This window comes from Segatella cerevisiae, from assembly GCF_024054555.1.
In the GTDB taxonomy this organism is placed as follows: Bacteria; Bacteroidota; Bacteroidia; order Bacteroidales; family Bacteroidaceae; genus Prevotella; species Prevotella cerevisiae.
In genome coordinates this window covers 1-11719 of the sequence record NZ_JAMXLY010000063.1, presented here as the reverse complement: position 1 = coordinate 11719, position 11719 = coordinate 1, and the positions used below count along the sequence as shown (strand labels likewise).

Annotated in this window: 8 protein-coding genes and 1 pseudogene; 1 reads left to right on the top strand and 8 read right to left on the bottom strand. The window is 42.5% G+C overall.

Translation table 11 applies throughout. The features are described 5' to 3' along the window. The first annotated feature begins 111 nt into the window (after window positions 1-111). Complete coding sequence (locus NG821_RS11695) at window positions 112-591, top strand: TlpA family protein disulfide reductase (protein ID WP_252761838.1); 480 nt, start codon at window positions 112-114, stop codon at window positions 589-591. Between the two features lie 110 nt (window positions 592-701). Here NG821_RS11695 and NG821_RS11690 read toward each other — a convergent pair whose 3' ends face one another. The 8 genes and pseudogenes from NG821_RS11690 to NG821_RS11655 all read right to left on the bottom strand — a co-directional run. Continuing rightward, window positions 702-2288 (bottom strand): peptide chain release factor 3, encoded by a 1587-nt coding sequence (locus NG821_RS11690; protein ID WP_252761837.1) that lies wholly within the window; start codon window positions 2286-2288, stop codon window positions 702-704. 71 nt (window positions 2289-2359) lie between these two features. Continuing rightward, entirely contained in the window at window positions 2360-3265 is a 906-nt protein-coding gene (rfbD, locus tag NG821_RS11685; RefSeq protein WP_252761836.1) for a dTDP-4-dehydrorhamnose reductase, read from the bottom strand. 80 nt (window positions 3266-3345) lie between these two features. Then, a complete protein-coding gene (locus NG821_RS11680) occupies window positions 3346-3966 on the bottom strand; it encodes a DUF4924 family protein (RefSeq protein ID WP_252761835.1) in 621 nt (206 codons plus the stop codon). Between the two features lie 77 nt (window positions 3967-4043). After that, window positions 4044-4727: a LysE family translocator gene (locus NG821_RS11675; protein WP_252761834.1), complete on the bottom strand. Its 684-nt coding sequence runs from the start codon at window positions 4725-4727 to the stop codon at window positions 4044-4046. Window positions 4728-4928: 201 nt separating this feature from the next. After that, the gene (locus tag NG821_RS11670; protein WP_252761833.1) at window positions 4929-5984 is read right to left on the bottom strand and encodes an ROK family protein; all 1056 of its coding nucleotides are present in this window, start codon (window positions 5982-5984) and stop codon (window positions 4929-4931) included. Window positions 5985-6244: 260 nt separating this feature from the next. Next, window positions 6245-7987, bottom strand: coding sequence for an alpha-amylase family glycosyl hydrolase (locus NG821_RS11665; protein ID WP_394802089.1), 1743 nt, complete (start codon window positions 7985-7987; stop codon window positions 6245-6247). Window positions 7988-8173: 186 nt separating this feature from the next. Further along, on the bottom strand, window positions 8174-9907 hold the full coding sequence (locus NG821_RS11660; protein ID WP_252761832.1) for a RagB/SusD family nutrient uptake outer membrane protein: 1734 nt from the start codon (window positions 9905-9907) through the stop codon (window positions 8174-8176). A 28-nt stretch (window positions 9908-9935) separates the two neighbouring features. Beyond that, window positions 9936-11594 (bottom strand): annotated as a pseudogene (locus NG821_RS11655) (TonB-dependent receptor domain-containing protein); the annotation flags it as partial. Between the last annotated feature and the right edge of the window lie 125 nt (window positions 11595-11719).

Sequence of the window (11719 nt, the reverse complement as noted above, 5' to 3'; positions counted from 1 at the left end):
ATCAATCTGCAGCGTGACGCTCGCCGAGGCGTTACACGACGCCTCTTGCCGCTATGCGCGCTCTCCGTGGATGAGTATATTATTTAAATAAAAGTTAAACATTGTCTAAAATTGGGGTATAGTATAGAACTCGTAAATAAGTTGATGGATCATTCGGTTGGACAAGACGCTATTAATTTTAAATTTCAGGATAAAAATGGTAAGTTTATTGCATTATCTGATTTCAAAGGTCACGCTGTTTACATTGATGTTTGGGCGACATGGTGCGTGCCTTGCAATCGTGAAATTCCTTATTTGCAATCATTGGAAGAACAATATAAAAATGATAACCGCATAGTATTTATAGGTGTGTCCGTAGATTCGGAAAAAGATAAACGGAAATGGAAAGATTTTATTGTTGCCAAGAAGATGCATGGGATACAATTGTTTGCAGGAGATAATAGTAATAGCATATTAAATCCATATAAGATAAAAGGTATTCCCAGATTTATTATGGTGGATCAAAAAGGAAAATTAGTAACAGTTGATGCACCTCGTCCATCATCACCTGAAATTATTCCACTTATAAATGCTACTATTAATAAAAAATAATTTAATCTTAACTTATTATACACATCACCTGTTTAATAGGCCAATAAAATAATCAACCCGGTAACCTATTTGTCAAGTTACCAGGCTGATAAGTATAAGACCTCCGAAAATCAGAACTCACTCGTAAAATGGAATCGGATATGCTTGAAATCTTGCTCTGCCATATTCAACATATAACTCGAGTCTGCCAGAAAGACATCCCGACCTTCCCGATCCTTCGCCATATACTGATACTTACGCTTCTTGAAATCATCCAGTTCTGCAGCATCATCGGATTCTATCCAACAGGCCTTGTATAAGTGGATCGGATCCCAGCGGCATTTGGCATTGTACTCGTGCTCGAGACGATACTGGATCACCTCAAACTGGAGTTGTCCGACAGTCCCTATGATCCGACGGTTATTGAACTGACTGATAAAGAGTTGGGCGACACCTTCATCCATCAATTGCTCGATGCCCTTATGAAACTGTTTGCTCTTCATCGGGTCGTTATTCTCGATATATTTGAATAGGAGCGGAGAGAAACTCGGAAGACCCTTAAAATGCAGGTTCTCCCCTTCTGTCAAGGTATCTCCGATCTTGAAGATCCCGTTGTCAGGCAAACCGACAATATCTCCCGGCCAGGCCTCATCCACCGTACTCTTCCTCTGGGCCATAAACTGAGCTGGCGAAGAGAATCGGACTGTCTTGCCCAATCTAACATGCCAATATGGGGTGTTCCGGACAAACTTGCCCGAACAGATCTTGCAAAACGCAATACAACTTCTGTGGTTGGGATCGATATTCGCAGTGATCTTGAAAATGAAACCGGTAAACTTCGGTTCCTGAGGCACGACAATCCGCTCTTCTGCCTTTGTCGCTCCAGGACATGGCGCAATCTGCACAAAACAGTCCAACAGTTCCTGAACGCCAAAATTATTCAGCGCTGATCCGAAAAATACAGGAGCAGTCTCGGCACTACGATAACTTTTTTCATCAAATTCAGGATAAACGCCCTCTATCAGTTCCAGATCCTCACGCAACTGTTCAGCACCACGCTCTCCGACATGCTTCTCGAGATCTCCCGACTTGATGTCGACGGAGACCTTCTGAGTGACACGCTGCTTGTCAGGTGTAAACAAGTTCAACTGATGTTCGAAGATATTATAGACCCCTTGGAAATGCATGCCCTCCCCGATAGGCCAACTCAAAGGCACGACATGGATCTTCAGTTCCTTTTCGAGTTCATCCAGCAGGTCAAAAGGATCACGCCCTTCACGGTCCATCTTGTTGATGAAGATGATCACCGGCGTATTCCTCATCCGGCACACCTCCATCAGTTTGCGGGTTTGTGCTTGTACACCTCTAGCAGCGTCGATGACGATGATTGCTGAATCGACGGCAGTAAGCGTGCGGTACGTATCCTCCGCAAAGTCCTGGTGACCGGGGGTATCCAGAATATTCACCTTATAAGGTTCCCCAGACATCCCATCAGGCAGGTAATCGAATTCCATGACCGAGGTAGACACAGAGATACCACGTTGTTTCTCGATGTCCATCCAGTCAGAAGTAGCCGTTTTCCTTATCTTATTGTTCTTGACGGCACCAGCCACCTGAATCTGTCCGCCGAACAACAAAAACTTTTCCGTCAGTGTTGTCTTACCGGCATCAGGATGAGAGATGATGGCAAAAGTCCGTCTTCTTTCTATTTCGTTCATTGTTTCAAATCGTATTCAATTATTCCCCTCTTCCCGGAAGAGCACAACAGCACTATCGACAGCCGTCCGCCTCAACAGTTTGTCGCGTGCTTTCCGTGAGACAGTTCATGCATATTTGCCATACAGACACGAAGACTGTCAAGCCAATAAGGGATTTTTACACCAAAGGTCTCCTTGATCTTGGTCTTATCAAGCACAGAGTAAGCCGGACGCTTTACTGGAGAAGGAAACTCGTCACTATGGCAAGGTTGGATGTCACAACCCGTATGATTGGACAGGAACGCAATCATTTTGGTAAAGTCATACCAGGAAGTCACCCCCTCATCAGAGAAATGATAGATGCCCGTATGTCCCTGATAAGCCCTGGAATCCAGGATATGGCAGATCACGCCTGCGAGATCGCCCGCATACGTCGGCGTGCCACATTGGTCGAAGACAACCTTCAATGCAGGTTTCTCGGACGTGAGTTTCAACATCGTCTTGACGAAATTATGCCCGAACTCGGAATAGAGCCAGGCCGTTCTGAAAATGAGATAGTCGACACCCGTAGCCTTGATTTTCTCCTCAGCATGAAGTTTGGCCATCCCATAGACGCCCGTAGGAGTTCCCTTCTGGTCTTCCCGGCAAGGCGTATTGTAAGGGTCACCGCCAAAGACGTAATCCGTACTGATATGGACCAGCAGTCCGCCTACCTCTTTCATTGCCAAGGCAAGGTTCTCGGGAGCCGTAGCATTCAGCAACTCACAAAGATCCACATTGCTTTCAGCCTTGTCCACGTTCGTATAAGCGGCACAGTTGATGATGCACTTGACATCATTTTCTTTGACCATCTTGCGGATATCCTCCCTATTCGTGATGTCCAGTTTTTGATAACCTTCACAGACGTCCGTAAAGATATACTTGTCTTGACTATTCTTTACAGCGAGTTGGATCTCGTTCCCAAGTTGTCCGTTAGCACCAGTAACCAATATATTCATTGCATTTACTATTTAGAATTGACCTGTTACGTCCTATCAGAAATCCGATCATCAGTTGTCTCATTCCCCTTTTCGGGCAGTCATTGCTGATCTCCGAAATCGAGTCCCTGGTCACGATCCTTGATATAATAATCACCTAGCATTCCCACGAAAGTAGAAATCTCTTTCACTGCAGCTTGAGTTTCCGGAGAAATCTGCTTGCCCTGCATTTTCAACAAAGTCGTACCATAGATTACGTCAAAGCACGTTTCGATCTCACTCTCCTTTTCCAAGTCACCGACCTCCATCAGCGGGTTATCCAGTCCCGATTCCTCAGCCTCTTTCTGAAGGCCGCGCTTATTCTTGCTTCGGAGTTCTACGATATAAGGCAGGACCTTATAGTATTCAGCGTTGTAAAAAGGAAATTTGTTGGAATGGAGGAGACGTTTGTGCAGATCCACGAGATCCGTCATAATGACCTCATTGATATTGAGATGCCCATAGTCCCGTTTGCCCTCTTCATTCATCATCCGGATCAGGTCCCCGAACCAATCCTCCTCGTCTTCTTTCTGTTCTTCGGTATAACCGGTAAATTTGGAGATATAGTTTTCCCTGATTTGGGGCAGTGAGCATCCCATTGCCCTGATCGTATCTTCTATCTGCCACATATACAACAGATATTCTGCAATATTTTCCTTTCTAAGTTTCTTAGCGATAAACACAGCCGTAAAAGTTTTATAAGTTAAACATCCGGAGCAACTGCGGTCATTCCGCCTGTTCCGTTAAACCCGTCGGAGGCTCATTTATCCATCAGGAAATTCATGAACGAGAGGTTGAAGATCGTCCCGATGAGAGTGATGATCGAGCAGATGATGACAATGCTCCCGATAAAGCGGTTGATGATACGGACCCCCTGCTCATCAAATTTATTACGGATTTTGTCGACCATCCATGTCAAACCATACCACCACAAGTTAGCACCGAAGATGATGCTCAGATAACCGATGATCATCAGGATAGGATGTCCGGGCATGATAAAGGCAAACTGGGCGAAAAGGGCGATAAACAGAAAGACGATCAGCGGGTTGGCGAATGTGATCAAGAATGCCGTCACCCCATTGTGCAGCAGCGTACCCTTGCTCCTCACATGAGAGAGATGTTGTGCGCTTTCCATCGGTTTGCTTCGGAAACAGTAGATTCCGAACAGCAGCAGAATGATTCCCCCGATGATCTGGAAGTAGAATTTTGTGGATTCATTCCTGAAGAAGTTCAGCACGAGACTCATTCCCAGACCCGTGATCAAAGCATAGATGATGTCACTCACCGAGGCGCCCACTCCTGTAGCCATCCCATACCATCGCCCTTTGTTAATTGTGCGCTGTACGCACAAGATGCCAACGGGTCCCATGGGTGCAGAAGCGACTATGCCGATCACCATGCCCTTGAAAATGACATTCAGTATATTGAATTGAAGGAAATCCATAACAAGGTGCAAAGATACGGATTAATCACATATCCTGCAAATAAATATAACCCTTTTTAAGAAACAGCATCATCAGTTGAACGCCCTCCGACAGATGAAAAAGCAGTGCCGAAAAAATCAGCACTGCCTGTCCGTTTCTACGTCTTTGAATCGTCTTTTTCCGGATCATTTACCCGGCAGCAGACCCAAAGATCCAGCCTCTCATTTACCTGGCATCACAGCCGGTTCTGCAGCTTTGCCTGCAGCGGTATTGTCCACTTCCCAACCTACGGCACTGGCGCCGAGGATGGCAGCAGAAGAACCGTCAAGCGTGCTGACCAAGAATTTAGCCTTGCCCTTGAAGATATTCAGGACATGCTTGTCATAACTCTCCTTCAAAGGTTTCATCAGCAAGTCACCGGCTTTCGTCAAGCCACCGAAGAAGATGAAAGCCTCAGGACTGGAGAATGCCGTAAAGTTGGCGCAAGCCTCACCCAGCATCTTACCGGTAAACTCATACACCCGCTGTGCCAGTTGATCCCCTTTGGCAGCTGCAAGACTAACATCCAGAGAAGTGATCTCTTCCGGTTTCTTCTCCCGAAGTAAACTCTTTTCGTCACTCTCCTTCAAGTATTCCCTGGCTGTACGTGCGACACCGGTAGCGGAACAGTAAGCTTCCAGACAACCCTTGCGGCCACAACCGCATTGGCGTCCATCTTTGCCCCAGACCATTGTCACATGTCCCAGTTCGCCTGCAAAACCGTCGCAGCCATAAACCATCTGGCCATTGATGACAATACCGGAACCTACACCGGTACCCAGAGTGATCTCGATGAAGTTCTTCATGCCTCTGGCCGCCCCATAAGTCATTTCGCCCAGGGCGGCTGCATTAGCATCATTGGTCAAAGCCACAGGGATACCCAATGACTTGGAGAAAATGTCTGCCAAAGGCACGATGCACGTATGAGCCCATATCAGGTTAGGCGCATATTCGATTGTTCCATTATAGAAGTTGCCGTTAGGAGCCCCGATGCCCATAGCCCGGATCTTCTTGATTCCACCAACGGAATCAATAACGGGTTCAAGGGCGGTAAGGGATGCCTTGACGAAATCCTCTACATTTTTATAGACTTGAGTTTTAATTGCTGTGGTCGCCTTAATATCACCACGGGTATCAACGATACCGAAAACGGAGTTAGTACCTCCGAGGTCCAGACCAATCACATAAGGTTTTAAAACCTCGTCATTGTCTGTAGACGTTGCTGCTGTTCCTATCATGCTTTTCTATTGTTAAGTTAGTTTTTTAAATTCCCACAAAGTTAGGAAAATCTTCCGAACATTCAAACGATTTCCCTGTTTTTTTCTTTTGTCTGCCCACACAAAAAAGATATAGCCCTTCTCTTGTAACCAAACAAATATTTCTGTTAGAAAACAGCAAAGTACTAGAATGAAGAAGGGCCACCTCTCTTCATGGATATCCTAAGAGAATTAAGACAAGCCCGACCTTCCTAAAGAACTCTAAACCAATGAATCCTACTTCATTTTATTGAGAAGATAGCAGAAGAAATGCCATTCAACTGAATCTTATCAAATGCTTTTCCAGATTTATAACTCACTTTTCCAGTACCAAGTTTGACAATGCCCTTCCCTTGATGAGGAATATTCACACTTACCTTCCGGCCACTGGGATTAAGAGCTATGAGATAAGTCTCTCCACCTGAAAAACGTTTATATACCATTGGATAAGGTTGATTTACATTACTGATCAATTCCCAACCACCATCATTATTTAAAGCAGGGGCAGCATGTCTCAACCGAATAAGAGCACGAGTATAGTTAAGTAAGGAACTCTTATCCTTTTCCTGAGCCGATACGGTCAACCGGCCATTATCCGTTGCCACAGGGAAATAGAGTTGGGACGGAGCACAAGTCGAGAAACCAGCGGTCTGACCCGGCACCCACTGCATTGGAGTACGTGTCCCTGCACGATTGTTACTCCCCTCTTTACTCGGCAGATTCATCTGATATTTCATTCCAATCTCATCTCCATAATAAATGAAAGGAACTCCCGGCATCGTTAAGAAGAACATCATCGTGACCTTCAACTGATCCATCGTGTTACGTGTACCTATATTCGGGCGCTGATAATCATGATTTGCTGAAGGAATGGCAATATATCCTAAATCCTTGGTCTTACCGTAAGCATCTGAAAAGTTATCGATAAACTGTTTCAATGTGCCTTTACCAGCCTTGTCAAAATAGCACTCACCATAGCCATCATTGGCATTCGACTTTCCCCATGGTGTATTTGGAGCAAAGAAAAGAGAGGCATAACCTTTAATTCCAAAATGGATCATAAAATCAATATTGAATCCCGCAGGGATTGCTTCGGCAGGATTACTCCACTCTGAAATCAACACACATTGGGGATAATATTTATCCTTCCAAGCCCTCATTTCATTCCAAAGCTTTGAAGTTTCTTTTTTACCGGGATCATTTTTGACCAAAGAAGAAGCCATATCCACTCGAAATCCGTCGATACCCTTATCAAACCAGAAAGACATAATATTCCGTATTTCACGTCGTACAGCCTGAGGTCCGGGTGCCGTTACCGGTTCTTCCCAACTATGATGCGGATCAGGATGAGCAAATCCATAGTTCAAAGCCGGCTGACACTCAAAGAAGTTTTTCTCATAATATTTTCCACGTGGAGCATCTATTTCCACATAGCGGCCACGGGTACTGGACTGCGGATTAGGATCCTTATGTCGAAGAGCAATCTCTTCCTTATCCTTCTCCGATATTGTATCAGTCCATATATAATAATCCGCATAACGACCATTCATATCTCCATTTGCACTTTCCTTGAACCAATCACACTGGTTACTGGTATGACCAGCCACAAGGTCCAAGCAAACTTTTATACCTCTTTGGTGAGCAGCTTTAATAAGGTTAACCATATCTGTATTCGTACCAAAACGAGGATCTATCTTATAGAAATCAATAACGTCATATCCGCCATCAAACCATCCTGACTCGAAAACCGGATTCAGCCAAATTGCAGTAATACCTAGAGACTGAATATAATCCAGTTTTTTCATAATACCCGGAAGGTCTCCAATACCATTTCCATCTGTATCCATATAGGAAGACGGATAAATTTGGTAGAAAACCGCATTACTCAACCATGCAGGCCCTTTAGCTGATACCTCAGGCTGAGCCGAAGCCTTTCCCGATAAAGTCAATAGCATCACAATAGCCAATAGTGTATTTTTCATCATCTGCAAGTTTTTATTTATTAGAAATTAAAGTACTAAAACTGAGTTGTAAATATACATAAAGTAAATGAAAGAACCGTCGACAAAAGAAAAAACATACGTTTTAAAAGAAAAAGCCACATCAATCAAGCTTCTACTCAAAAAGAGCCGGAGCATCTACTCCGGCTCAACATATAACAAGATCGATCATCATTGCTTATAGCCTGGATTCTGCTTAAGGTTTCTATTCAAATTCAACACAGAATAAGGAATAGGGTAAACATTCGTATATCCCGTATTATCAACCACATAATCTCCAGCGGAAGCATTATGGTGTACACCAACATAGCGATCCACAGTAGGTTCTGTAAAAGTACAGAAACGTATCTGATCCTGTCGACGAGTACCCTCCCAAGCAAGTTCTATCATTCGTTCATCAAGAATATCATTTAGAGACAGAGTGGTACGTGTGGAAGCTCCTGCACGTGTTCGTATCTGATTGATTAATATTAAAGCTCCTGCATGATCCCCTAACCGGTATTCGGCTTCTGCCTTCATCAGAAGGGCATCGCCATAACGCCAAATGACTAGGTCGTTATTATTATCCCCCTGAATGGAAGAAGATGTATCATATTCATATTTTCGAAAACGCGCCCCAGCACACTTCACGTCGTGGGCATTAGATCCAGTAGCAAAATCTACCACAACTTTAAGTGGTTCATAACTTAATGGTTGTCCTGTAACTCCATCCTCAACAGTTTTACCTCCAGTCTGAACGGTATAGTCTTCATCACACCAATAGTTCATACGGAGACGAGGGTCCTCATCCTTAGTTCCATAGCCCATTACCTGCATGGCACGAACAGTAGCACAAACACCATTCCATCCAGAATAACCAATAGCACTAGCATGATTATAATGAAGAGAACGCATAAGATTACAATCCCATATTTTATAAGTTTTATCATCATCCGGACGGACAAATATATTCTCAACAGAATTCTGATTTTGTACTATAAAATTATCTTCATAACTTGGCTGTAAACTGTATCCCTGAGCAGCGATTTGATCTACACAATATTTTACAGTTTCCCAAGCATTCCGAGAAGTTCCATCTACTTTCATCATAATGTTCTTGCCCATATTAGAAATTTCAGCACCCTGGGTTTCATCAGCTTTACAGGAGCCAGTTAAATCATTTCCTACAAAAACCTTGTAACTATTGACAGAAGTATCATCTATTTTATATACAGGAGCATTAAGGGCACATTTTGCTAAACACATATAAGCTACAGCTTTAGTTATCCGACCATAATAAGTCCCAGTTTTCTGACATTGACCAGCACCTAATTCCGGCAAGACATCATTCAGTTCACTCACTACGAAATCAAATATTTGAGATCGATTACTCTGCCTAACGGAATCTGCAGTCTGACTAGAAGAAGTAACAATAGGAACTTGGGCGAACAAATCCATAGCATAATAGTAATGTATAGCCCTTAATGCACGTAATTCGGCAATATAACTTTCATAGTCTGGATGTTCTGTAAGCATAGGCGTCAACTTATCAATTGAAAAATTGCAAAGCCCTATAATCTGATATATATAATTCCAAACAGAAGAATAAGTATCCACAGAAGACTCAAAATTATGCAAGAACATGTTCTGCCATTTTCCACCATCTACCCAGTCTCCCTGCCGTCCAGGAAGCATAGTTGCATCGGAAGTAAATTCCTGCAAAGTATGTATGCAATCAGTTCCGCCATATATATTATTTCCTATTGCAGAATAGACATTGGCTACAGCATTAGCGTATGTAAGTTCAGAATTTTTAAAAGCTTCGTTTTCGTCGAATTGGCTTTTGGGATTTTCATCTAAAGAACAAGCAGAAAACCAAAGTATAGATGAAAACAAGATCACATTCCTTAATATCTGTTTTTTCATAGTCATTTTACTTTTAAATTGGATTACATTAAAAACGAACCGAAACATTCAGAGAGAAAGTCCGTGTCAAAGGATAGATTCGCTTATCATCAACTCCCAACGTTCCATATTGTGTTGTCCCCTCTGTCTGCTGTGCCAAAGAAGCCGAGTTTATCATTGGAGTCAGTCCTTTATAGCCTGTAATTGTACAAACATTATTAACAGAAAAGGCTAATCGGAGACTTTGCAACCATTTAACCTTTAATTGTTTTTTTGTGAAATTATAGCCAAGAGTCAGATATTCAAAATTCACATAATCACCATTTTGCAGCCAATAATCAGAAATCTGAATATCATGAATACCTTTCTGAGGAGCATTAGACAAGACATTATAGGTTGGAAAATTATTCATATTACTATAAGTCATACCAGTACCATTATAAATCTTAAAATCAAAAGCTCCATTAAATTGTGTAGTAAGGTCCCAATTCCTATATTTGAATACAAAGTTCCAATTTAAATATGTTTTCGGAATAGCGTTTCCACACACCTGACGATCACCAGAATCACCAGTATCGATCGTTCCATCATGGTTCAAGTCAGAAATAGTATACTGACCGTTCTTATCAATACCTTCACAGTGAGGCAAATAGAACACACCTACAGGCTGACCAACGATCAAATAAGCAACGCCATAGTTCTGTGTTAATCCTGCGGCATTTACTCGAGATACCATAATATGCTCACTTGTCGTTAATTTTTGACCTTTATATGTTCCATCTAGTGACAACAATTTGTTACGTTGGAAACTCAAATTGATATTAGAACTAAACGTAAAATCCTTGGCACGAATTATATCTCCGCTCAATCCAAATTCTAAGCCATTATTAGACATGGATCCCATATTGGCCAACAAAGTATTATATGTAAACGGTGGGACAGGTACCGTATATGTATAAAGTAGATCCTTAGTTTTTGATCTATACCAGTCTATTGTTAAGTTCAGACGGTTTCCAAAGGCAGCAAAATCCAGCCCCGCATCAAAAGTATGTTTAACTTCCCATTTCAAATCAGGGTTGCTATTACTCTGAATAGAAAAAGTAGTTGTATTTGTACCATTAATTACTGATACGCCATTCGGACCATAAAGAGAAAGAGAATTATATGGTTCTATGGCATCTTGATTACCTGTAGTCCCATAGCCAGCACGAATTTTCAGATTATCTATCCATCGTATATCTTTTAGGAAAGGTTCTTGAGAGATAACCCATGCCACAGAAGCAGAAGGGAACCATCCCCATTTATGTCCAGATCCCAACTTTGAAGATCCGTCAGTACGTATATTGACTGTGGCGATGTAGCGATCTGCAAACATATAATTAATTCTGGCCATATAAGAGCTCAACGTGTAATCAGAAGCACTACTTTGATTATCTCCCCATGCAACATTAGCGCCTGCTTCTAAATTGTTATATTTGAAATAGTTTGTCTGATAACCCTTACTTTGCTCAGAATTCATAAAAGTGTGATACGTTTGTCCTTCCATCAAAGCCAAAGCGTCAATATGATGCTTTCCGAAATCCTTAGTAAAAGTCAATTGTATATTTCCCATTAAATCTTTATGAGTCATATTCTGAATATATGCCCATCCATCACCATTAAGTTGCCCTTGACGAATATCATTTGGAACATAGAATTTATGCTCAAGTATACTATACCCCAATTTTAGACAATGTTTAACTTTTATTTAAATAATATACTCATCCACGGAGAGCGCGCATAGCGGCAAGAGGCGTCGTGTAACGCCTCGGCGAGCGTCACGCTGCAGATTGA